The following is a 23919-nucleotide window of genomic DNA, read 5'->3' as shown; positions in this document are numbered from 1 at the left end:
AAAACAAATTAACTATACAAACATTATACAAACATAATACATACTTGATAATAGTCTGTAAAGTTAATTTATTCATTAGAATTGGAAACTTAACCCTAAAACCTTATCTTTAAACCATCTTTCCCATTCTTCTTGATTGCCATTCGGCAGCACCCAATCAGAATACGGTTCAGGTACGTTTTTGAAGCCCTGTCCGCCTAGAACGACTTGCAGATCAGCATGATGAACCAATAAACGTTTTATAAAAGCAAAAGTGGGTTCCATTAAGTTTGCGTCAGTTAACGATATACATAGGACTCGAATTTGCTGCGACTTAATCAACTCTGCAATGCCATCCTCCGGAGTATCTGGTCCAAGATACAGCACGTCAGCCCCTTTTTTACGCAAAAATAAAGAAAATAAAAGTAGTCCTGCTTGGTGATGTTCTCCAGATGGACATAAAGCAAGCATGCGGGGCACTCGATTATCAATCGGAAAAAGTTGAAAGAAACTAAGACAACGCTGAATCACGAACTGTGTAATGAAATGCTCCTGCGCAACAGAAGCTCTGCCTTCTTCCCACTCCGTGCCGGCTTTAATCATTACTGAAAATAAGATTTGATAGATCATAATGTCATAGCCATACATGGAAAATCCTAAATCAACCATTGTTTTTGCTTGTTCCGTACGAAAGTTGCAAAGCGTGTTATACAAACGCTCCACCATTTCTTGATGAGCCTCTTCTGCCCCAACTTTAGCATGGGTCTCTGTCTTCGCTTCCAACATCCGTTCACGCAAAAGCTGCTGCTCCTTTAGCAGCCGAACAGCTTGTGAAATCGTCATCCCTTTCTCATCCGTCTGATTTTTGAGGAAGCGTAAATCCTCCATATTTTTATCATCAAAGAGGCGATAGCCTGTTTCTGTGCGAATGGGCTTAATCGCTTCATATCTTGTTTCCCAAGCACGGATCGTAACCGCAGGAATACCTAGCAGTGTTGAAGCTTGTCTGATTGTGTACATCATTACATTTCACTCTTTTCCTTCAGTTTCCAAAAAATGCGCTGCAGCCGAAAACGGTTATAGCGCTGTACAATGATAAATGGGACATTGGCGACAATGGCATAAACGATCATGATCCAGCCATAAATGCTTTCGTTCCATAGGAAAAATAGCGGCGCAGGCAGCATCGAAATGATGTGAGTCCACTCTCCGCGCCGCGTTTCAAGTATAAAGGTCTGCAAGTAAGCTTTCTCAAGGACAGCTAATTTTTTCTTGGCAAAGCCTCCTTGAAACAAGCTTCCTCCGTCTGGCAGTTTGTCTTTCCAAACACGAATGAATAACAATCGTTCATAGACCAATTCTTCTCCGCGCCTCTTTGTCTGAGGTTTCATGCGATCAGCAGTGCGACTGAACCAAGCATCAGGCATTTTCAAAAACAAATAGGACACGCCCATATGCACAAGCAGCCATGCAAAAATATTTACAACCAATGTCCAAAACGGTGAAAATTCAAAAATTCTCACTTCCGCCCGCTTCCCTTCATAGTTGAAATCGAGCGACCTTTCCATGTGACCTTGCGGCAAAAAAAGGTTTGCAGCGTTGAACTAGCGAAGATCCCCATAAAAAAGAGAAGCGGAATAGGAAACAGGATAGCGGTCTGGAAACCAAAATTTCCAGCTCGGCTTAACTGTATATTTATTAACAAAACATAAGCAAGGTAGCTGATTATTCCTATCGTTATTTGGTCGCTTGATCTCCAAAATTGAGGATTCAACCATTGTGTAACAACCGTAATCGAACCAGTTAGCCACCAGATTATAGCTAGTAAACGCAGCGGTGTCGTAGAAGATGCACCTGATGCGAAGCTTTTACTCCAGCCTGCACACAATTGCCGAATGCCTTCCGGGTACATTCGGAAAGCAATAACGCTTTTTCCGCAACAATTTCTAACCGTTTGCTGCTCAGCAAATAGAAGGCCTAAGCTGTAATTTTCGAGAATACGCTCACGAATAGCCTCGTGCCCACCTGTTTGAAAATATGATTCTCGGGTACAGACTATACAAGGACCGAAAGCGCCTACAGCCTTCTTATTTGTTGCGGCAGCAGTTTGAGGTGCTCCAACCGCAGCTAAGACGATGATGTTGAAGAAAGCTGACAACCATTCATAGGGCCGCTTCATCTTGTGGTAAGGCTGGATCGAAAGCAGCCCGTTCTGCTTGGAATGGGCCTCAGCCAGCATCGCCAACCCAGCATCCTCTAAACAAGTATCTGCATCAAGGAAAATAAGTAAATGACCGCTTGCTGCCTGCGCGCCATTCCAGCACGCCCAGCTTTTACCAAGCCAACCATCCGGCAGCTCGCCCGGGTTTACAACTATTGCACCAAATGATTCAGCGATGGCTGCTGTACGATCAATTGATCCGTCATCTACTACAATCACTTCAAATGGAGCGAGTTGCTGCCCCTTTATTGATGGCAATAACTGTGTCAGGTTTCTCTCTTCATTTCTAGCTGGAATGATAACTGAAATGCTTGGGAGACTCTTTCTATCGTTCTTTGTGAAAGGCACCAAATCCTCTTCTAATGGTCGGATTTTGTTAAGCAGCCAAGCACCACAAATAAGTCCGCCAAGCAACAGCACAACATTTCCAATCATAGATCTAATCCACTGTACAAAAGGTACCAAAATTCCTTATATGACTCGTTATTCCATGTTTTCTTATACAAACAGCTCATTTTCCCCAAAGTTGTGTACCACCTTTCACCAGGCTGATTAGGTCATTCAATTTGGCAGTTGATAATGGTTATACAAACTTACAACCACAGCCCTATCTTTGGTGAAAATGATGGCATTCAAACTATACGAGCCATTATTCGCTCTTTTTATAGCCTCATTCTCGTCGCTTAACGACGAAATAGCAGGAGCTATCCGAAGATTTGATCCTGCAAAAGCTGCATGTTATAGGTAAAATTTGTTAATACTGAAAGTGAAAAAGTGTTGGTTAAATGCATATCCCGCATTCTGCTTATCGCATTAACCTTTTACGTTAGTTCTACAACGATTATACGATTGTGTATATAGTTTGTCATCTGCATCGTTTCGGCTAAATGACCAATGATGAGAGGAAGTGCTCCTATGAGCAAAAAGATTATTGTCGTCGGAGGCGGTCTCGGCGGACTATCAGCTGCTATTCGCCTCTCTGTAGATGGGCATCAAGTGACCATATTAGAAAAAAATGAACGCGTTGGCGGCAAATTAAACGTAAGATCAGGGCAAGGCTACACTTTCGATACGGGCCCTTCTATTCTGACGATGCCTTGGGTGCTCGAACAGCTGTTTGAAAGTGCTGGCCGCAAGCTAGAGGATTATATGAAGCTGGTTCGTGTTGAACCTCAGTGGAGAACTTTTTTCGAAGATGGGGTAACACTTGATATAACAGGTGACTTCCCTGACCTAATCAAGCAATTCGAACAAATCTCACCGGTTGATGCACAGCAATTCCTCTCTTATTTGGATTATTGTCAGCAAATGTATCAGCTCAACACAAAAAGCTTTTATAACAAGAGCCTTAGTGGTCTGAGCGACCTGCGGCGTCACCACAGTATGAAGGAACTGTTAGCGATGGACCCGATGAAGACGATGCATCAGACGACTAACCGCTTTCTGAAGGACAAGCATTTGCGTCAATTGTTCGATTTTTTCATCATGTATATCGGTTCCTCGCCTTATGCCGCTCCCGCTGTGCTGTCACAATTAATCTATGTACAAATGGGGCTTGGCATCTATTATGTAGAAGGCGGTATGTACCGAATTGCGGAGGGTATGCTTAAGCTGCTTGATGAGCTCGGTGTGGAGGTTCGCACTTCAGCTCCAGTTGCTCAAATGAATACAGTCGGCCAAACCGCAACAGGGGTAACTTTAGAAGATGGCAGCGAAATAGAAGCTGATCTGATTGTGTCAAATCTTGAGGCTATTCCAGCGCATCAGACACTGCTGCAGCATCATCCGAAATCGGCCGACCGCGTAAAGGATTTAGCTAAATACGAGCCTACTGTATCAGGACTTGTGCTGCTTCTTGGCGTGGATAAAGTGTATGATCAGCTTCTTCACCATAATTTCTTCTTCTCTGAAGATCCAGATAAAGAGTTCAACGATATATTTGTCGAAGGCAAACCTACAGATGATCCAACAGTGTACATCGGGGTTTCAAGCAAAACCGATCCTGGACAGGCACCGCAGGGCAAAGAAAATCTATTTGTGCTTACTCATGTGCCGGCGCTCAAACCTGGAGAAAGCTTCGAGTCACAGAAAGCGGCTTACAGAGACCTGGTTCTGAATAAGCTCGAACGTATGGGACTAACGGAGCTGAGACAGCATATTGAGTTTGAATACACCTTCACTCCAGATGATATCCAGCACCTTTATGGTTCTAATGGCGGTTCCATCTACGGCATTGTAACGGACCGCAAGCTTAACGGCGGCTTCAAAATTCCAAGCAAAAGCAAGCTGCTCGATAATCTTTATTTCGTTGGCGGATCAACGCACCCCGGTGGCGGCGTCCCGATGGTCACTTTATCCGGACAACTCACCGCTGACCTCATTAAAGAGCAATTGAGCATTTCTGCAAAATCCGTCATGTAGGCAGATTCAATTCATATAAAAAAACCTCTAATCCGTTATCGCGGATTAGAGGTTTTTATCAATTGATTAATTATTAAATAAGTTCAAGGGCCATTCCGCCTAATGCACCGGCCACAACAATCATCCAAGGTGGTAGCTTCCAAAAAACAAGCATAATAAACAATACGGCAGCCAGCATAAAATCACCGGACTCTACTATCGCGCTAGTCCAAAGCGGATCATACAGTGCAGCAAGCAATATGCCAACTACAGCGGCGTTAATGCCAACTAATGCACCTTGGATTTTCGAGTTATTTCGCAACACATTCCAAAACGGCAATATTCCAGCAACGAGAAGAAATGCCGGCAAAAAAATTGCTGTAGTTGCAACAATGGCTCCAGTTAATCCACCAGAGAGAGTGCCAAGATAACTAGCGATTGTGAAAAGTGGACCAGGCACAGCCTGCGCAGCGCTATAACCTGCTAAAAAATCCGATTCATTAACCCACCCGGTAAATACAACTTCGTTCTCAAGCAGCGGCAGCACAACATGTCCGCCTCCAAACACCAGTGAGCCTGCACGATAATAGCTATCGAACATCGCAATCCATTCCATATTTCCCCATTGCCTTAGAAATGGCAAAACAATTAGAAGCGTGAGAAATATAACGAGGCAGGAGATCGCAAGGGAACGGCTAATTCGAATGTTCAGATCAGGAGTTCCCTCGACTGTTTTCATACGATATAACCATACCCCGATCAGTCCAGCTGCAGCAATAATGATTACTTGACTATAGGCCGCTTGCCAATATAACGTTATCGCAGCAGCGATGACTGCTATCGTAGCTCTGTTTCGATCCGGTGTTAGTTTCTGCCCCATCCCTAGAATGGCATGAGCAACGATGGCCACCGCTACAATTTTCAATCCATGAATCCAGCCTGTGTTTCCAAGATCAAATCCTTGCAGCAAAAAAGCAAAGGCCACTAATGCAATGATCGATGGCAGTGTGAACCCTAACCAAGCCACTAGTCCGCCCAATAACCCAGCCCTAACTATCCCTATACCGATCCCAACTTGACTGCTGGCTGGTCCGGGTAGAAACTGACATAAAGCAACGAGGTCTGCATAACTACGTTCATCCATCCATTTACGACGACGAATATACTCATTGTGAAAATAACCCAGATGGGCTATCGGACCCCCAAATGAGGTAAGTCCTAGTTTAGTAGATACAGCTAGTACTTCTACCAAAGATGCGATTGTTCCTCTTTTCAATCCTATAACCTCATTCCATTACTCATGTTATTTACATTGTAAGCTTGCGAATTATTGGCTTACAACCCTTTAACAAATACTTAATAAATGGTTACATAAAAAAAACCACCTCGTAAGGTGGTTTTTAAAATCATTACACATTATTTAGACTCCATCATCGCAGCAAATGTATCTTCTGTTACGACACGCCTTGCTGTTACATAACGTTTTGCGTAATAAGAATCGTTAAGATTTGTAATCGTAACCCCTTTGCTTGTAGAAGAATGAGCAAATTTCCCATCCCCAATGTAAATGCCCGCATGAGAAACGCCTTTGCCGCTTGTGTTGAAGAACACAAGATCACCCACGCGTAGTTCATCTTTATTGACCTCTGTGCCTGTGTCTGATTGCGATTGCGATGTTCTAGGCAGCTTAACATCAAATTGATTAAAAATATGTAGAATAAAACCCGAGCAGTCAAACCCTTTGCTCGTTGTGCCTCCCCATTTATAAGGAGTTCCAACAACCTCGCTTATGGAATTCGTAAGCACTGACTTGTCCGACTTATCTGCAAGCACGCTTCCTCCTCCAGTAAGCAGCAGCAAGCAGGATAACAATAAAATAAAACCCTTCTTCAAAACAACTTCTCCCTTCGGTGCCTACGAGGTTAGCTTATGGGTTCGGTTGAAGATCCCTATGCTTAAAAAAAATACATTAAGCAATTCACCCTAGGTGGTTCCCCCGTTTCCGATATACAGAACTCGGCATGTCAATAAACCTTATAGTATCGTTAAATTCGATTATTTTTACCATAATCCTGCAATTGGTTTATTAGAATACTTTCATTTTTCTTCATTATTATTATTTATTTAGCTGTTCCCTACATGATTTTTGTCAAGAGTGCTGATTTTTTTGTCATTAAAATAGATGAATTTCCAAGCACAATTTCAAAATATAACGGTTTAAACACAAAAAAAGAGTATCCGTATTTTCATACAGTTACTCTTTCTAGTTAAGCAAGTTTCGCCAAAATATCGACCTTCTGCCAAGAACGTCTCCTCCATCTGTAGAGCATCAGTAAAGCTCTTATCCATTCATCGATTGAAAAGGCCAGCCATATTCCTACCAACCCCATGTCGAACACGATCCCAAACACGTATGCCAGCGGCACACTAATCCCCCACATGGATACTAACCCGGCAGCAACTGGAAATTTCACATCTCCAGCCGCATTTAGACAACTGATAAGCACCATGTTGCAAGCCCGAGCCGGCTCCAGCATAATCGATAACAACATGAGCTGCTTGCCTAACAATATAATTTCCGCATCATTAGTAAAGAGGCTGAGCAATAGACCTGAGAAGCTATAAATACAAATACCAAGCGCAAGCGAAATGACGAACGCCAGCTTCAAACTTTGAATACTGGATCGATAAGCATCATCCTTCTGATGGGCTCCAATCAGATGTCCAACAATAATTTGCGTTCCTTGACCTATTGCCATTGAAAAAACAAAAACAAAAGAAGTTATGCTCTGCGAATAAATTTTTGTCGTTAACGCTGCCGTACCGATCAGCGTGACTAGATATGTGATTACAACCTGTGAAAGATTATAAGAAACATGCTCACCTGCCGAAGGAATACCTAGTTTAAATATAAGGCCAATATTTTTTCTTTGAAACTTAAATGGACTAATCAAGCCAACCTTATACTCCAAGCTTCGAATACATAAAATCAAATAAGCGATCATCCCTATGGTACGGGTTATCCATGTAGATGCTGCTACTCCTTCTACGCCTAAATTAGGTAAGCCGAAGGGCTCCATCAGCACCAGATAATTTAAAGTAATATGCAGTACATTTATCCCCAATGCGATGAACATCATTTCTTTCACAATACCGCGGCATCGTAAAATAGTACCTAACGTCATGCTTATTGCTGTGATGAAGACGGAGCTGCCAACAATCGATAGATAGCTGACTCCTTCTGCCATCACATCCTCGGGCACTTTAAAAAGCGCTAAAAACACGTCGGCATAGACAATCAATCCTACGCTAGCTATTAAACCGAGCATAACATTCAAAGTAAGCGCCGTTCTCCCGATTCGATCGGCGCCATGCAAGTTGCCTGCGCCGAGCCATTGATTGAGAATGACACTTGTACCCACCGTAACAAATCCAAACATCAAGCCCACTACAACTAAAATCTGATTAGCTATCCCAACCGCTGCCACTGCTCCATCAGAGTAGCTGCTTAGCATCATCGTATCGACCGTTCCAATCAGCATCCCAAATAAAGCTTCAATAAAGATAGGCCATGTTATCGAAATGATGCTCTTTTGGCGCGGATCAACCTGTTTACTCATTCAAATTCACATTCTTCCTGTTCATGTACTACCCTGCTGTTATCGTCAGACTACTGTTATCATGTATGAGAGTACACCCTATCCAACAAATAGGGGTTGAGAGAATGCGCCAAAACCGCCTTCCAAATAAACTGCCGCCCTTACGTAACCTTCATCACCACGACACTTGTAACTAACGCTATTGAAACGACCGGAAGTCTCGTATAGCACATTTCCGTCTTTGCCGAACAAAGTTGCATATTTGTACATCCGGTCCAATCCTTCACTCGCAAGCAGCTTAAACTCGATCGTCCCATCGGCTGCATGAATCGACTCAAACCCATAGCCTGTGGAAACATAGAAACTTCCGGATTTCATCGCTGAAGTAATACTCTCATTGGTGTTTTGCTCAGCAAGCACCATATTCCAAGTTCGTTTCTCTTGCCCATATACATGAAAATCGTCTCCGCCAAACCCCCATACTTTTCGCCCAGCTGAGAGCAGCGCATCCCATTTGTCAAACGCAATGTCGAACGCTGGATTTCCTTCGCCATTTACGATCTCGATTCCGGTGTAGCAAGGCATCGCGAGCATATCTTCAATCGGCCAATACTGCGAATAATAACGATTCGGATGAACGAGTACGCTCATTCCTCCTTGCTTCGTGCAAAGGTCAGAATACTGCTGATACCGTTCTACCGAAAACTCGTTGGAATAGCTGTCCATCATCGAGCGCGGAGGGTTAATGAGAAGCATATGCCTTTGCGGACTGCTAACCTCCATCGCTTCGAATACGGTCGTGATTGAACGTTTCCCTTCATGAACGGTAATGAAATCGTGGTCGGAAATGCCGAGGAAATCGTATTGCCCATACATCCGGTAAACCGTCTCAAGCGTTTGAGAGCCGCAAGCACTATTTGTCGTATGATTATGGAAGCTCCCTTTCAGCCACATGCCCTCTTGTTTACCATAAGGATTTGAAATGATTACTTGTGTCATTCAATATGTTCCTCCGTTCCTGCCTTATTCTTTGACCGAACCGATCATAACGCCTTTGGCAAAATACTTCTGAATAAATGGATAAATCATAATAATCGGTGTGATGACGATAATAATCGTCGCCATTTTCAGCGAGTTTCCTGTCACCTGAATTTTGTCCAGCATTTCATATTGCGTCGAACCAGCCGCTTGCTCGAGCGTATTTCGAAGCGCATCTGCCCGGGTCAGCATTTCCTGCAGCAATGTCGATAAAGGCCGCAGATTGCTCTCTCGAACATAGAAGGCACCTGTAAACCAATCATTCCAATGCCCCACTGCGTTAAATAACGCGATGACAGCCACAACCGGCCTGCTGAGCGGCATGATCACCTTCATGAAAATTGAAAAATCATTATATCCATCAATTCTTGCAGATTCTTCGAGGCTCGGACTGATCTCTTGGAAGAAAGTCCGCATAATTATTAAATTCCATGCACTATACAAGCCCGGAATGATATAAACCCAGATTGTATTCGTCAAATGCAAGTCTTTCAACAACAAATAGTATGGAATGATGCCGCCGCTAAACAACATGGTAAAAAAAATAAGCATGGTAAAAAATCGAACGCCTGGCATCGCTTTTCTCTTTAATGCGTAAGCTGCCATCGCAGTCAAAAAGACGCTCGCTAATGTCCCGACAATCGTTCGGAACATCGAAATGCCGAATGCACTTACAATATTGGAGGATGAGAAAACTTCCTTATAGTTTTCAATAGACCATAATCTCGGCCACAAATAGATGCCTCCTCTTTCCGCATCTTTGCCTGAATTAAACGACAAAGCAAAGATGTTCAGAAACGGAAGAATGATAGATAAACATAAAAGAATGATCAATACATAGATGGCAATCTGAATTAATTTTTCTCCTGTAGAAATCTTATAAAATGGTTTATCCACGTTATTTGCACTCCTTCAACATTTGCGAAGCAAAACAGCCTCGGAAGCATGTCCTTAGCGTTAGTGGTCCGTCTCATCGCAGTACATTTCATGTACGAATGAAACAGACCACCAGCAGCTTTAATGATTGTTATAGTTCTACTTTTGTATTTGGATCGCTATCTTTTTTCTCAAGCAATGCTAAGTAATCATCCAAGCCTGCAGCCTTTAATTGTTCAGATGCTGACTCCAATATTTTCGTTACTTGATCCTGGCTTTTAGCATAATAAGCACGTTTGAGGCTCTCGTCATAATTATCAAGTGCAGCTTTTAATTCCGTTTCCTTCGCAAACTCGCCAAGGAAAGCCGTTGGAGCATACGTATCTGAGATTATTGCATTCGCTCTTTTCTTATCCCACTCCCAATACTCAGCAATCTTGAGCGGTCCCTCATTGATATTAGGTTTGGCAGCATTACCGTATTCTGTTTCACCAAAATCCGCTATACGATCAACGTCTGTATTGCCAAGAATTTCGCCCCAATAGTTGCCTACCCCCGCAAACCCAAGCGCTTTCGCGGCTTTCGAATCTTTATCTTTCAATTCCAATACTTCATTTTTCACAATCGGGTTGCCCTTATCATCAAGTGTGTAGTCTCTTCCTTCAATTCCGTATTGCCAGAGCAGCTTGCCTTCGCGGCTCGCCAAGAAGTCAGCGAATTTGACGATATCTTCGGGATTTTTGGTTGAAGATGGAATCGCCCAAGCACCGCCAGCCGTTTTATAGCTAAGCTTCATCTGGTAAGGCTTATCCGCTTCATTTAACGGACCAATCGGCAAGTAATGCATATCCTTATTAAAATCAAGGTAGTTATGCATATCAGCAATAATCGCGAAGGAGCCGTTCAAAATCCCTTCTGTTGCACGATTTTCTTCCATCGTATAAAACTCAGGATTCATCAGCTTTTCTTTCAGCAGCTTTTGAACAAACGCTACACGCTTGAGCGGGTATTCCGTTTGACTCTCGTGAACAATTTTACCTTCCTTATTCCTTACAAAAGTTTGGTTCACATTTACAGTCAAGTCACTATACAACGCTTTAACTTCTGTTCCGCCCCAGTATCTTGGACCAATAACGCTGGCAATGTCTTTTCCATTGTTGTCTTTGAAATTTCCAGCTTTAATTTTTTGTGCCACCTCATACAACTTCTCGGAAGTTGTAATCGTTTTTGGATCGATATTAAGCGCTTCGGCAATATCCTTGCGAATAAATGGTCCGCCTAACATTTTCCGCGTTTCATAGCCTGTTTCTCTCGAAACATTCATGTGCATGAAATAAGCTGAGCCGTTAAACTCTGGACGGAACATGACACCGTTTTTCGTATCAAGCGGCAGATAGCCATCTTCTAGATACTTGCTGTATACTTTCGTATCCTTCATAAACGGAGTCAGATCTGTGAACATCCCTTCGCGCGCAGCTTTTAGTACAACCGGCATTTCTGGTCGACCGCTATGATTCAAATAAAATCCGATAAAGTCAGGCAAGTCACCCGAAGCAAGTCCAGCAATTAAGCCGTCAAGCGAACGATTGGCTGGCATTATATTAATTTGATAATCAATTCCCGTTTTCTCTTTAATTTGTTTTAATACTTCCGGGTTCATCTCTTCCGTATAATCGTCTGCCCCCATAAAGATTAAGCCTTTAATTTTGCGGTCGGCAATCCAAGTCGCAGGTTTATCTTTGTTATCTTTGACGCCTTCCTGCTTGTTCCCTGAATTTGTTGAATTTGTTTCTTTGGCCGCGCAGCCAGTAATTAACAAGGAAGCTATAATCGGAACCGTCAACATTCTTGCCCAATTTTTGTTTTTAAACATGATATCTCCATTCCTACCTTCTCTTTTTAATTTATATGGAAAAACGCGGTTAAGCGTCTCTCTTCAAGGAAAAATGCTTCTATCGAACAAGTTACCAAACCGAAGTGCCGGACACTTTTCGTGCGAAACGATTGGCAGTGACTACAAGAACTAAAGCGATAACACCTTGCATCATACCGACTGCCGTTGCATATCCGTATTGGCCTTGCTGCAAGCCCACGCGAATCACATACGTATCCAGAATATCTACCAGATCACTGTTTCCTGGCATCTTGAGCAAATATAGCTGGTCGAATCCCGCTGACAAAATGCTTCCAAGCGATAGAATAAACACGATGAGAATGGTCGGACGAATCGACGGAAGGGTTATATGCCATATTTCCGCCCATTTGCTTGCCCCGTCAATTTTGGCCGCTTCATACATGTCTTGATTAATTCCAGCGATGGCTGCCAAATAAATAATGGAATCCCAACCGATTGTTTTCCATATGTGGCTGCCGAACATGATTTGATAAAAATATTTGGCTTCATTCATAAAGAATGTGCTGCCGTCTCCCCCAAAATAGGTGATCGCTTCATTAAGCAAGCCAGTATCCGGCGCCAATGTTCTTTGTACTAAACCAATAACGATGACCCATGACATAAAATGCGGTAAATACGAAATACTCTGGGCGATGTTTTTAAAGGCACGGTTTTTAATTTCATTGAACATTAGCGCAAGTAAAATCGGGAACGGCAAACCGAGAAACAGCTTCATTGAGCTGATGATGAGTGTGTTTTTGATCAGCGTCATACTTTGAACATCGTTGAAAAACTTTGCGAAATATTCGAAGCCGACCCACGGACTCTCAAGTATGGTTTGATTAAATTTGAATTCCTTAAACGCCAGAAGCAATCCGCCCATTGGGATATAGGAAAAAATAATGAAGGACGCTAGACAAGGCAGAAGCATAAAGTACAAATAGCGGTATAACCATATTTTTTTCAACAAATAAACTAAACGCTGTTTTTTTCGATTTCCAGTTGGAACTAAAGCTACTTTGGTTTGCAATGAGGGCTTCTCCCTTCGTTATCATTTTTGAATTAACCTGTTTCCATCTTTAATTGTTTCAGCAGATTAACCTCGTTTGTCGTTATTTCATCGACACCTAAATCAATCATCTCCTTAAGAGATTCCCTATCATCAACGGTATAGACCCACACTGCCAAACCCAGCCTATGTGCGTATTCCACCAATTCGCTGCGGCAAGTTCGGTAATTCAGGTTTAAGCCGTAATATCCGCCTACATTTGCCCATTCGCTAACGATTCGTGCCCATCCGATATAGTCGAGTTCCTCTTGTTCAGTAAGTACATCCGGCGTGTTATAAAGAACCTTAATTCCCCGGTGGCGGTTCGTAATTTCGTCCGAGCACCCTGTAATGAATACAAGCTCCTCCATTTCAAAATTCCTGATGCTCTTAATCGCTGGTTCAATTACCGCATTTGTTTTGATATCCAAATTGAGCTTTATACCGTATTCTCTTGCCAAGCCTAGAACTTCATCGAGTGTCGTAATGGTGTGGCTTTCGTAAACAGGGCTGAGCTTTACGCGGTTTTCCGGCCGGTTCAATTGCTCGAATGTCAATTCGGCAAGCAGCGGGCTATGGTCATGCAGCAATACTACCTTACCGTCCTCTGTCACCCTAAGATCAACTTCTGCCACGTCTGCACGCATAGCTATGCTCTCCAGAAAGGAAGCCCTTGTGTTATCCGGTGCAGCACCGCTCCCTGTATGGGCGCAAATGAGCGGAAAAGTTCGACAAGTCATAAACCATTCTCCTATTCTTCTAATTTCAAAATTTCTCTAATAAGTAATTAATAAAGCACTTATTACTGTTGTTGTGATATTTATAGTGTAGTTAAAGATTGTTATCGTGGTATTTTCGTAATAATAAGGTATCATTAAGCCCGATGTTGTTGTTTGTTGTATGATTGATCAATTTCAAGCCTAAAATCTAGCCGTTCCTATTATTTAAGCTAATCATTTTCGCAAAATAAAAAAGAAGAACCGGAGCTGCGTCCGATTCTTCTCGCTTAATTGATTTGACTTGCGTTAATCCAAGTAATTCCTTTTATTTCGAGCTCTTGTGCCCATGCTTCAGGATGATCCTTCTCACAGACGACAACATCAATCGCTTCTAAAGGTGCAATGTGGCAAAATGCCTGTATACTAATCTTGCTGTGATCCGCTAACACGATCACTTCCTTCGCCTTCAATATAATCATTCTTGAAATGACGGAATCATTCATATCGTAATCGCTAATTCCTGTCTCGATTGAAATACCGCCTACGGAAACAAAAGCTCTATCCACGTAAAAGTTTTTAAGTATTTCCTGTGATATATGACCACTGACTGATTGCTGCTCTGGCGAGATTTCGCCTCCCAAAATAATAACTCGTCCGTTAAACAGTCCTTGTGTTAATGATTCCGTTAGAAGATTCGCTACCGTTAAGGAGTTGGTAATAACCGTTATCCTTTTTTTACCTCGCAGAGCTCGTGCCATTTCATGAATCGTTGTACCGGTATCCATATAAATCGTGTTCCCGTCATTGATCAGATCTACCGCTCGCTGCCCAATAACCTGTTTAGCTTCAAGATTGAGAATTTGACGCTGCTGATAGGGAGGCTCGCCTTTCTCATATTGCACCTTTACAGCTCCGCCATATACACGTTTAAGCTTTCCTTCCTCCTCCAGCACAAACAGATCACGTCTAATCGTTTCAAGAGAAACCTGAAGCTGTTCTGCTAACGAAATGACCTGCACCTTCCCGAAGGTATCCAGCTGAACGAGAATATACTGTTTTCGATCTTCTGATAAAAGAGACATTCAAAGATCACTCCATTTCTAGCCTTAAGCTATTATTCACAAAGGAAAACCGTTTTTTAAAATCAAATGAAAAGGTAAACGAATCATATTTTCCTGTTAAATAGCGATAATCCGGATAGGTCAAAGATTCGCTTTGCCCTAACATTTCCACCCAAGGAGAATAGGTTTGAAAACAAATATGATTGTCGTTCTCGTTAAATTGAGCCAATCTCATCCAGCCATTGCCGCCGCGGTAGCTGTCTTGATAATTGATTAGCAGCTGTATAACCTCGTGACCTGAATTGTTCTGCCTTGTTTGATGAAAATTGCCGTTATAATGCCCATTAGCCGTCATGAACACTTGGTTATAGGGAGCAACCAGCTCATCCCATATGATTTTCCCGTTTTCCGATTCATGTGAAATTAGATTCTGACTATCACCCGTTGTATACAAAATATCATGCGAAACAAGAATAGTTGGCATATCGCTATGTTCATCAAGCACTATTTTACACCATGCCAAGTCCTTCATTAGATGCTGCATATCTACCATTAACCATAAATAATGATAGCTTCCAGCCTGGACAATGCCATATGAACTATATCTTGATGGTGAATTGCCCTTATAATAATCTTTGCTGAGAAAACGTTCTGGGCCAAAATAATTCAAATACGTATCTTCCTCATTATAGTCATGATTTCCAGCTGTCATCAAATACGGAGTTCGTGACTGATCCATAGCAGAGATTGCACTGGAGGAACGTTCCCATTCCTCTAAGGCATCACTATGATCGACAATATCACCTACATAAGCAGTCATTGCAATTTTGCTGCTCAACTCATTATTCACAATCCAATCAACCTGTGCTTCAAACATTTCCGGATTTAAGTAGACCAGCTTCTGAGCATCTGGAATAAAAGCGAAATTGTAATTGGTTTCCTGCTGCAGAAGTGAAACATGCTCATTCGTACCTTGAAGAACTTGCTGTGGACTAATGTTTTTCAACCAATCTGCCCTGTCCAGAGGCTCATTAGCGATACGGATTTCTCGAATGGTTCCGGAAAATAATTGATCCAATTGACCGCCCCACTCCGATGCTCCAATATTCCATCCTTTGCCTTCAACTCCAGAAACGCCGACAATTGATTTGGAAGGACTGCTGTAATCACAAATTCCGTTCACATACATGAGCGTTTGTTCCCTATCGTTCACAATTGCGATATGATGCCATTGTCCTGTATTCAAATAACGCGACCAGCTCGTTACCGAGGATGATCGATTCGTTGGATGACATATCCACTGGTATTCCTTGCAGTTCGAAACAGACAATGTCGCGAGCAGTTCATTTTCTCCCGAGTTGCCGATGTCAGCGCCCCTGCCCTGTCTCGTAAGCACCCCCATCCAGCTATTTTTATCCTCATGAAATGGCTCAGGCAATTGAACGATTGCTTCAATCGTGTACCCATGTTCTAATCGGTCAAGGTTAATAGGTGCATTCTCCACCGTTTGAAAATAACTACCGCTTCCTTTATTGCATCGATCATTTTGAAAAGTTAATCCCGCTTCGTCACGGCTTCCTTCCATCCATCCAAGCAAAACCTTATCAGGCTGCTCCAAAACATCCTGCGTCGTAACCATCTTAATATGATTCCCGCTGCCACTTACATCGTTTAAGACCAAATTCCTTTCCTCAATCGAACCAGACAATGTGTTCACAGAATCAAATATCCAATGCGTCAACACATTGACAGGCTGCTGCCGCTGCGGAATGTGCATGACACGTCCTTGTTCCATAGTGCTCAACCATCCTTCTCTACATTAAGATCGTCTGTTTGTCGTTCCTCGTCCATGAAATAGTCCCTTACTTCACCCCAGTTATGCACCCGAACATACCCGGTCTTATGAATATTGTGCGGAGCATCGTAAAGAATGCCTTGACCTCGAAAACGTTCAAGCTGCTTTACATTGTCATCAATCAAATAATCAGCGTGAATGACACTCTTATTTCCGCAAAACACAAAATTCATATTGTTTAGAAAACTAAAGTGCTCGAGTAACCACTCGTACTTGGCTTTAAATGATGCCGGAACCTCCATCGCAGCAGTCGTAATATAAATCTCATAAAATTGACTGAGCTCGCGTATGACTTCTTGGCTATGTTCAATAACTTTTAGTTCACGAAAAAAAACTTCATTGTCAAAACAACGGTCTATTTCTTTTTTTAGTTGAGGCCTCAATTGCGACAAGGTTGTTCCATGCAAATCCGTAATCAGCAGGTTATCGTTAAAATCCCTGTTGTACCATTCCAAATGCGCACCCGCAGTATCCGCCATTACCTCATCCATATCAATCGCTATGCGTTTCAATGCAATCTCTCCTTGTTCAAAGCATTTAATTGTTCAACAAAACAAAACGAATCGGTAACAAACAGTCTACATACCACAATTATAGGCACGAATTGTTTTCACCATCTCAAATACATATTAACTTACTGTAAATCTAATGGCGTGGAAAGCAGCTAAAAAAATCAACTCGATATATAAAAAAAGACCATCCCGAGGGATGGTCTTTAATCATAATGAACCTGTTAAATCTTATTAAAAAGCTTATGCGTTGCTATACTTTGCCTGAATATAGCCTTCTGCTTTAAGAAGCTCGGCAATCAGTACAGCACCGCCCGCAGCTCCACGTATTGTATTATGAGATAGTCCTACAAATTTATAATCGTATACAGAGTCTTCACGCAATCTTCCCGCTGAAACGCCCATGCCCTGTTCAATGTCACGATCTAGTCTCGTTTGCGGTCTGTTCTCTTCCTCAAAATACGTAATAAACTGTTTCGGTGCGCTTGGCAAGCCAAGCTCCTGCGGACGACCTTTGAATTGCTGCCAACGATCGAGAATTTCTTCTTTCGAAGGTTTGTTTTCGAATGATACAAATACAGTTGCCAAATGTCCGTCTAATACGGGAACGCGGATACACTGTGTAGAAATTAAAGGTGCGTTCGCTTTTACGATTTCATTATTTTCGATGCTGCCCCAAATGCGTAGAGGCTCCTGCTCGCTCTTTTCTTCCTCGCCGCCAATATAAGGTATAACGTTGTCTAACATTTCAGGCCAATCGGTAAAGTTTTTGCCTGCGCCAGAAATCGCCTGATACGTCGATGCAATGACAACTTGAGGTTTGAAATCAAGCAGTGCATGAAGTGCAGGTACATAGCTCTGAATGGAACAGTTGGGCTTAACAGCAATAAATCCAGTTTCTGTTCCAAGTCGCTTTCTCTGTGCTGCAATGACTTCCAAATGACCAGGATTAATCTCTGGAATGACCATAGGAATATCAGGCGTCCAGCGGTGAGCTGAATTGTTGGATACAACAGGCGTGCCTGTTTTTGCATAAGCTTCTTCCAACGCTTTGATTTCATCTTTTTTCATATCGACTGCACAAAAAACAAAATCGACCTGATTAGCAACTTCCTCTACTTTCGAAGCATCCAGAACGACAATATTTTTTACAGCTTCAGGAATAGGGCTGGTGAGCTTCCATCTGCCTTGTACTGACTGCTCGTAAGTTTTACCTGCCGAGCTGGCGCTAGCTGCAATAGCTGTAACCTCAAACCAAGGATGCTGATCCAGCAGGTCAACAAACCGCTGGCCCACCATGCCTGTTCCTCCAACAATACCTACTTTTAATTTTTGTGTCATTAGATATTCAATCCTTTCTATATCGCTTAATCATTCTGCTACTAACGATTCGAATATTTTAAATTGTTATACCTTATATACAATGTACGTTGAGTAAGCTTTGCACCAATAAAAAAAATCCCACCCCCAAGACTATGGTAAGTCTTAGGGACGAGATTAATATGCTCGTGGTACCACCCCAGATTCGTCAATATGTCGCCATATTAACCTCTTCAAGTACGGCTATGCAAGCGCATGCTTATACTCTAGCTCTGTAACAGGAGCTCCTGTCACACCATCCCCGTAACCCGGTTCCGATGTGCTGCTCTAAGTCTTTGTTCAATAAGGAACTCTTACTCCTTTTCAGCTAACGGAGCTCTCTGTGAAAGAATTCATTTATTTACTCATCTCTTCATCGCATTTGAATGTTGCGATTATATTATCAAAAATCTGTTCTAACGTAAACAACAATTTTTGAAAAGTAGAAAAAATTACACATTTAAGTAACTGTGCTCCGTTTAACACAAGTCCTCGAGATGCTGTTTTTTGCCCAAAATGGTGCAATGCTCTCTTCAAATAATCTTTTCATGAAGCTAGAAAACTGTTATTTTTTGAGCAGTAAATAAACAAAATACGGGCCGCCGATCAATGAAACCATGATACCGGCAGGTATACCGTCAGGATCGACGATATTGCGGCCAATTGTGTCCGCCACTAACAGCAGTAATCCGCCGAGCAAAACAGCGACAGGAATGAACAGCTGATTGCGTGGACCAACCAATGCTTTCGCAATATGCGGTGCCATCAATCCAACAAAGGCAATTCCTCCTGTAACCGATACCGCTGACGCAGATGCGGCAACCGCGGTTAGAATCAACACGAGACGTTCCCGTTCAAGCTTTAGACCGACACCAACCGCTGTTTCTTCGTTCAATGAAAGAAGATTGAGCCGATGTGACTTATACAAGGTGAACGGAATGAGTAAGCACAGCCATGGAAGCAAAGCCCAGATGAACGGCCAATCCGCCCCCCATATATTACCTGCAATCCATTTTGCGATAAAATCTACCTTCGAGCGTTCTGCTGAGGAAATAATGACGATCATTATCCCCGACAGCGCCATTGAGAAACCGACACCGACGAGTACCAGTCGAATGGGATCAAGCCCGCGTGTTCGGCTGTACGAGAAAAAATAGATTAGAGCCGCTGTGAGCAATGCGCCAAGGAAAGCGACTAACGGCAAAATATAAACGAATGTTCCTACATCGATCGGAAAGTAGAGAAAAAATATCGCAATCGCCACGCCTGCTCCAGAATTGATGCCGATTATTCCAGGATCTGCGAGATCGTTGCGAGTGACGCTTTGCAATATAGAGCCGGCCAGTGCAAGAGCCATACCCGACAGCAAGGTGATCAAAATCCTCGGCAAACGTACGGAGAACAAGACAAAATCCTCTTTGAAGGTGCCATGGCCAAGCAGCACAGGAAGCAGTCTGTCAAACGACAGCTTAGAGTACCCTACTCCCATGCTGATGACAGCCGTAACAACAATCAGTACTAAACTGGCTAGCAGGATAAAGCGTTGTTTGCGAATGAGAGCTGACAATGTCATGAGAATGCTTTCCCTCCTCTACGCACGACGAATAAGAAGAAAGGCAAACCCAGCATAGCAACTATAGCTGCTACAGGCGTCTCATAAGGTGCGTTAATCGTCCGGCTCAGCATATCAGCAAGCAGCATGAAGATTGCTCCTGCAAAAGCGGAGAAGGTCATGACATGCCGATAATCGGTACCTACGAACCTACGCACGATATGCGGAATCATCAAACCTACAAAGGCCATATTGCCAACAAGCGCAACCGAAGCGCCAGTAAGTACAATTACTAGAACGAACAAAATCGCTTTGATCATCATCAGCTTTTGTCCAAGCCCCGTCGCTACCTCATCACTCAGACTCAGTATGCCTACTTGGTTCGAGAGAACCAAAGCTGCCGCAATGCCAATAAGAATGACCGGTGCAATGGCTTGAAGCTGCCACCAGGTTGTTCCGATCAATCCTCCAGCAGTCCACATCGTTACATCCTTGGAAATTTTGAAAAAGATGCTGACGCCATCTGAGATCGCGTACAAAAAAGCTGAAACGGCTGCTCCAGCAAGTATAATTCGCATCGGAGACAATCTTCCTCGCCGAGTCGCGCCAAGAGCCATGACCAGCGCTGCTCCAAGAGCAGCTCCGAGGAAACAAGCAAGCATGATGCCGAAATAATTCAGCCCCGGTATGAATACAAAAGCCAGCGCGAGCGCCATGTTGGCGCCGGAAGTAAGACCTAGCAAGCCTGGATCTGCAAGTGGATTGCGCGTGACCCCTTGCATAATAGCGCCGGATACGGCAAAAGCAGCACCGATCAATATCGCCGCTATTGCACGAGGCAGCCGGATCTCGCGAAGGACGAGAATATTATCGTCCTTCACGTTTGATGTGATAGCCAGCCACAGCTCGCGAAATGTCGTATCCGCTGCTCCGAATTTCATGGATAGAAAGAAGCTCAGAACAAGCATGAGTAAGCAGCCTATGAGCTTATATGAAATTAAAACAGATTGTCGTTTACTTTTCATTGGACTCTCTTCTTTACTTTATTTTCCTAGAAAATTTTGAATGAAAAATTCTAATTGATATTCCATGCTAAGCGGGTCATTAAAGTAGAACGCTTTGGCATCCGCTTCAAAAACGTGTTGGTTTTTGACAGCAGCAATATTTTTGTACGTCTCAGTGTCTTGGAACGTATTGTCTTCATCTGCGTTTTTGCTGAAAATGACATAATCCCCACTGTAGTCCTTCAGAACTTCCGTTGAAACTGCGAAAAATCCTTCTGCTTTCGTCGCTTCTTTAACTTTCTCAGGCATGCCTAGCCCGAATTGTTGATAGAGGATTTCAGTTCCGCGACCGAAATTGTCACCATAAACATAAAGCTGCTTATTGAATGTCTCGATTACCGAAACCGTCGCATCCGCACCGATTTTTGCTTTGATTTCTTCGCCAACTTTTTTCGTACGCGCGTTAAAATCATCGACCCAGTTTTTGGCTTCCTGCTCCTTATTCAACAGCTTGCCAATTTCAATCTGTTGCGTTAAGAAATCTACTTTGCCGTAAGTATAAGTAACTGTAGGAGCGATTTGCTTAAGCTTGTCAATGTTTTTAATATCGGATAGTCCTATAATAAGATCTGGATTCAACTCGATAATTTTCTCAAGACTTTCATCTGTAACTGCTTCTGTATTCGCTAGCTTTTCTTTAAAGTTTGGGTTATCCTTGGACATTTCATCCACGCCGACAAGCGGTACACCTAACGCCATAACGTTACCTGTTAAGAACCTTGTAATTACAATGACGCGTTGTGGATTGCTCGGAACTTCCACAGGGCCATTTTCTGATTGATAAGTAAAGGTGCCCGAATCTGAGGTTGTTGATGGTGACGCCTCATTTTTCGGTGCATCCGTGGATGATACTTCAGGTGTGCTGCTTGCATTATTGTTTTGATTGCCGCCGCAAGCGCTCAGAATAAGAACTAAAGATAGAACGAACGGAACAAAAAGCTTTTTCATAAGATGACTCTCTCCCTTTTCTTTTGCTATCATGTATAGGCATTGAAAATAATTATCATTTTCATTACCATAACGTTATTATAGGGATGCATTTTGCTCTGATCCATGCCTTTTTGTTGGGAAATTAACTTGGACTATTAGTTGCTTGTGAATAAAGATACAGCGCGTTGAAGCTGCAAACGAATTGAAACGGGATTGTATGGAATCCATTCATCATGGCTGAGCAGATGTACATTACCTTGCTGTACGGCAGGAAGCTGACTCCAATAATTAGATTTGAATATTACATCTGAATGAGCAGTTGATCCTTTCGCATCAGGAAAAACGATAACTAATATTCGATCACCAGCATATTGTGTAAGCTCCGATATCTTAATCGGAATGGAATGAAATTTATCGCCAAGCTTGTCCATATCCTCCTTGATCCGTGCAGGAGGCTGTAATCCGAGCGATTGATAAACCACACATCCGACATTGCGCGCTCCATAAACGAGCAAATGTTCAGGCTTAATGACGAGAATCGTTATAATTTCTTGCGCGGCTCTGCTTTGCTGCACCAAGGAATGCGCGTGCTGTTCCTCTCTCTGATACTCTGTTAGCCACTGCTCCGCTCTATCTCTTCTCTGTATAACTTGAGCGATAAGACGAAGATGCTCTTTCCAGCCTAAATCCATCCACGATATTTCCACAATAGGGGCAACTGCCCGTAATTGTTCTACATTGAGTCCATACTCATCCAAATGCTGATTTGCCGCAATAATCAGCTCAATGTTGTTTTCGAGCAATAGCGATTTCACTTGTTCTGCCGAACAGTCAGCGTTTATAAACATCATGGTTTGAGGCGATTGAAGTCCGGACGTATTCAAATATTCACTGCTGTCCGAGATGATTACCGTCGGCTCCAAACCAAGTAAAAGCAGATGGCTCGCATAGGGTGTCAGCAATACAGCCACTCTCTGGAAAGTGCCTCGGTTGTACGCCGAAGGTGCTGCCCCCGTTTCCTGTTTAAAACGCCGGCTGAGATAAAATTCATCCTTGTACCCAACCTTCAGAGCAATTTCCCTGAGCGTGCCCGAACCGCTAATCAATAGCTCCTTGGCACGATGCACACGAAGGCGCGATAAGTAATCGCTAGGCGAAAACCCGGTTAATTGCTTAAAGAGAATGGAGTAGTGGGACCGACTTACACCTGCAATTTCTGCTAATTGCTCACGCGTTATCTTTTCACTAAAGTGGCTCTCTAAGTAAGCAATGCTGCGTTCCATAGATGGTTTTTCGCTTGAAGCAAACTTAGCCTCTTGCCCCTCTAGCAATTGGAGAATAATTTGATGAAACACAATTTGATTTTGTACATGGCGGATTTCATTTCCTGGCAATCGGTGAATATATAGCTCCTCCACAGATGCTGTAATCGCAGGTTCATTAGGAAAAAAATGTACACTAGAATTTGATGCTGCCTCACTCTTTCTCATCATTGTGCCTGATGACTGAGAATTCGCCTGCTCTCGGGTATTTATAGCAAGCTTGTACATATGAAGAGGATGCATCATATTTGCACTCAGTACTGCCTCTGTGTTCGCTGGAACGAGGATAACGCTGCCATCCATCAACTCGTAGAGCTGATCCTTGATCCGAAGGCTGCCTTTGCCGCTAACAATTGCAATCAGCACCGTTAAGCTCTCGTTTATTTCATACATTGGGCGATTCGTTGTACTATAAATCGAATCAATACTCTCAGCCGTATATAATGGAAAGTGGGATTCTGCCCACTCCGAGTCAACATTTTTTTTCACAAAT

The 23919-nt window shown here is 42.9% G+C and carries 20 protein-coding genes, 1 riboswitch and 1 other annotated feature; of the genes, 1 reads left to right on the top strand and 19 read right to left on the bottom strand.

All coding sequences use genetic code 11. The features are described from left to right. Window positions 1–75 precede the first annotated feature (75 nt). The 3 genes from AB4Z50_RS02355 to AB4Z50_RS02345 are packed head-to-tail and all read right to left on the bottom strand — an operon-like array spanning window position 76 to window position 2635. Complete coding sequence (locus tag AB4Z50_RS02355) at window positions 76–1002, bottom strand: MerR family transcriptional regulator (protein WP_441875209.1); 927 nt, start codon at window positions 1000–1002, stop codon at window positions 76–78. Beyond that, complete coding sequence (locus AB4Z50_RS02350) at window positions 1002–1502, bottom strand: glycosyl-4,4'-diaponeurosporenoate acyltransferase (RefSeq protein ID WP_441875206.1); 501 nt, start codon at window positions 1500–1502, stop codon at window positions 1002–1004. The genes AB4Z50_RS02355 and AB4Z50_RS02350 overlap by 1 nt, the downstream gene beginning before the upstream one ends. Then, a complete protein-coding gene (locus AB4Z50_RS02345; RefSeq protein WP_441875203.1) occupies window positions 1499–2635 on the bottom strand; it encodes a glycosyltransferase family 2 protein in 1137 nt (378 codons plus the stop codon). The genes AB4Z50_RS02350 and AB4Z50_RS02345 overlap by 4 nt, the downstream gene beginning before the upstream one ends. A gap of 480 nt (window positions 2636–3115) precedes the next feature. Between AB4Z50_RS02345 and AB4Z50_RS02340 the strand changes: the two genes are divergently transcribed. Continuing rightward, window positions 3116–4621 (top strand): phytoene desaturase family protein, encoded by a 1506-nt coding sequence (locus AB4Z50_RS02340; RefSeq protein WP_441875200.1) that lies wholly within the window; start codon window positions 3116–3118, stop codon window positions 4619–4621. Between the two features lie 73 nt (window positions 4622–4694). Here AB4Z50_RS02340 and AB4Z50_RS02335 read toward each other — a convergent pair whose 3' ends face one another. The 16 genes from AB4Z50_RS02335 to AB4Z50_RS02260 all read right to left on the bottom strand — a co-directional run bounded on the left by AB4Z50_RS02335 (window position 4695) and on the right by AB4Z50_RS02260 (window position 23915). After that, entirely contained in the window at window positions 4695–5876 is a 1182-nt protein-coding gene (locus tag AB4Z50_RS02335; RefSeq protein WP_441875197.1) for a chromate transporter, read from the bottom strand. Window positions 5877–6016: 140 nt separating this feature from the next. Further along, entirely contained in the window at window positions 6017–6493 is a 477-nt protein-coding gene (locus tag AB4Z50_RS02330; protein WP_339202917.1) for a C40 family peptidase, read from the bottom strand. Between the two features lie 3 nt (window positions 6494–6496). After that, a riboswitch (cyclic di-AMP (ydaO/yuaA leader) is annotated at window positions 6497–6632 on the bottom strand. A gap of 235 nt (window positions 6633–6867) precedes the next feature. After that, window positions 6868–8220, bottom strand: coding sequence for an MATE family efflux transporter (locus tag AB4Z50_RS02325; protein WP_441875193.1), 1353 nt, complete (start codon window positions 8218–8220; stop codon window positions 6868–6870). A 78-nt stretch (window positions 8221–8298) separates the two neighbouring features. Further along, window positions 8299–9198, bottom strand: a complete 900-nt coding sequence (locus AB4Z50_RS02320) for a phosphoesterase (RefSeq protein WP_441875190.1) — start codon at window positions 9196–9198, stop codon at window positions 8299–8301. 24 nt (window positions 9199–9222) lie between these two features. Beyond that, window positions 9223–10134 (bottom strand): carbohydrate ABC transporter permease, encoded by a 912-nt coding sequence (locus AB4Z50_RS02315; RefSeq protein WP_372238946.1) that lies wholly within the window; start codon window positions 10132–10134, stop codon window positions 9223–9225. Between the two features lie 130 nt (window positions 10135–10264). Next, on the bottom strand, window positions 10265–11986 hold the full coding sequence (locus tag AB4Z50_RS02310; protein ID WP_441875187.1) for an extracellular solute-binding protein: 1722 nt from the start codon (window positions 11984–11986) through the stop codon (window positions 10265–10267). A gap of 91 nt (window positions 11987–12077) precedes the next feature. Beyond that, a complete protein-coding gene (locus AB4Z50_RS02305; protein ID WP_430059321.1) occupies window positions 12078–12938 on the bottom strand; it encodes an ABC transporter permease in 861 nt (286 codons plus the stop codon). Window positions 12939–13069: 131 nt separating this feature from the next. Beyond that, window positions 13070–13795, bottom strand: coding sequence for a glycerophosphodiester phosphodiesterase (locus AB4Z50_RS02300; RefSeq protein ID WP_441875184.1), 726 nt, complete (start codon window positions 13793–13795; stop codon window positions 13070–13072). A 266-nt stretch (window positions 13796–14061) separates the two neighbouring features. Next, complete coding sequence (locus AB4Z50_RS02295; RefSeq protein ID WP_441875181.1) at window positions 14062–14856, bottom strand: DeoR/GlpR family DNA-binding transcription regulator; 795 nt, start codon at window positions 14854–14856, stop codon at window positions 14062–14064. 7 nt (window positions 14857–14863) lie between these two features. Beyond that, the gene (locus AB4Z50_RS02290; RefSeq protein WP_441875178.1) at window positions 14864–16630 is read right to left on the bottom strand and encodes a LamG-like jellyroll fold domain-containing protein; all 1767 of its coding nucleotides are present in this window, start codon (window positions 16628–16630) and stop codon (window positions 14864–14866) included. Window positions 16631–16635: 5 nt separating this feature from the next. Further along, a complete protein-coding gene (locus AB4Z50_RS02285) occupies window positions 16636–17202 on the bottom strand; it encodes a 5' nucleotidase, NT5C type (RefSeq protein ID WP_441875175.1) in 567 nt (188 codons plus the stop codon). Between the two features lie 240 nt (window positions 17203–17442). After that, window positions 17443–18540, bottom strand: coding sequence for an aspartate-semialdehyde dehydrogenase (gene asd / locus AB4Z50_RS02280; protein WP_441875172.1), 1098 nt, complete (start codon window positions 18538–18540; stop codon window positions 17443–17445). Between the two features lie 143 nt (window positions 18541–18683). Then, window positions 18684–18944, bottom strand: a binding site (T-box leader). A gap of 179 nt (window positions 18945–19123) precedes the next feature. Continuing rightward, window positions 19124–20131, bottom strand: a complete 1008-nt coding sequence (locus AB4Z50_RS02275) for a FecCD family ABC transporter permease (RefSeq protein WP_441875169.1) — start codon at window positions 20129–20131, stop codon at window positions 19124–19126. Beyond that, window positions 20128–21135, bottom strand: coding sequence for a FecCD family ABC transporter permease (locus AB4Z50_RS02270; protein ID WP_441875166.1), 1008 nt, complete (start codon window positions 21133–21135; stop codon window positions 20128–20130). The genes AB4Z50_RS02275 and AB4Z50_RS02270 overlap by 4 nt, the downstream gene beginning before the upstream one ends. Before the next feature lie 18 nt (window positions 21136–21153). Beyond that, complete coding sequence (locus AB4Z50_RS02265; RefSeq protein ID WP_441875163.1) at window positions 21154–22122, bottom strand: iron-hydroxamate ABC transporter substrate-binding protein; 969 nt, start codon at window positions 22120–22122, stop codon at window positions 21154–21156. 137 nt (window positions 22123–22259) lie between these two features. Continuing rightward, the gene (locus AB4Z50_RS02260) at window positions 22260–23915 is read right to left on the bottom strand and encodes a helix-turn-helix domain-containing protein (protein ID WP_441875160.1); all 1656 of its coding nucleotides are present in this window, start codon (window positions 23913–23915) and stop codon (window positions 22260–22262) included. Window positions 23916–23919 lie beyond the last annotated feature (4 nt).

The organism is Paenibacillus sp. 2TAB26 (assembly GCF_052115145.1).
Taxonomy (GTDB): domain Bacteria; phylum Bacillota; class Bacilli; order Paenibacillales; family Paenibacillaceae; genus Pristimantibacillus.
Note: the sequence above shows the minus strand (reverse complement) of the source record. Positions and strands in the feature narration are given on the sequence as shown.